This is a genomic window from Neisseria sp. P0024.S006, from assembly GCF_051956595.1.
In the GTDB taxonomy this organism is placed as follows: Bacteria; Pseudomonadota; Gammaproteobacteria; order Burkholderiales; family Neisseriaceae; genus Neisseria.
In genome coordinates this window covers 1-433 of sequence record NZ_JBQCXH010000087.1, presented here as the reverse complement: position 1 = coordinate 433, position 433 = coordinate 1, and the positions used below count along the sequence as shown (strand labels likewise).

The window sequence follows — 433 nt, the reverse complement described above, 5'->3', positions numbered from 1 at the left end:
CCTCAGCATTGGCTTCGGCATCTTTCACCATGCGTTCGATTTCTTCTTCGCTCAAACCTGAAGAACTTTGGATAGTGATGTTGGCTGCTTTGCCTGTGCCTTTGTCTTTGGCGGAAACGTGCAGGATGCCGTTGGCGTCACTGTCGAAGGTTACTTCGATTTGCGGCATGCCGCGCGGTGCAGGTGCAATGTCGCCCAAGTTGAACTGACCCAAAGATTTGTTGGCGGAAGCGCGTTCGCGTTCGCCTTGCAGTACATGGATGGTTACTGCGCTTTGGTTGTCTTCGGCGGTAGAGAACACTTGCGACGCTTTAGTCGGGATGGTGGTGTTCTTCTGAATCAGCTTGGTCATCACGCCGCCCATGGTTTCGATACCCAAGGACAGAGGGGTTACGTCCAGCAGCAATACGTCACTGCGGCCGCCGCTCAATAC

General features: G+C 54.0%; 1 protein-coding gene. It reads right to left on the bottom strand.

Annotated elements, in window-relative coordinates:
• Positions 1-433 (bottom strand): Hsp70 family protein (locus ACTHUF_RS11410; protein ID WP_440407772.1); only part of this gene is annotated, 433 nt, incomplete at both ends.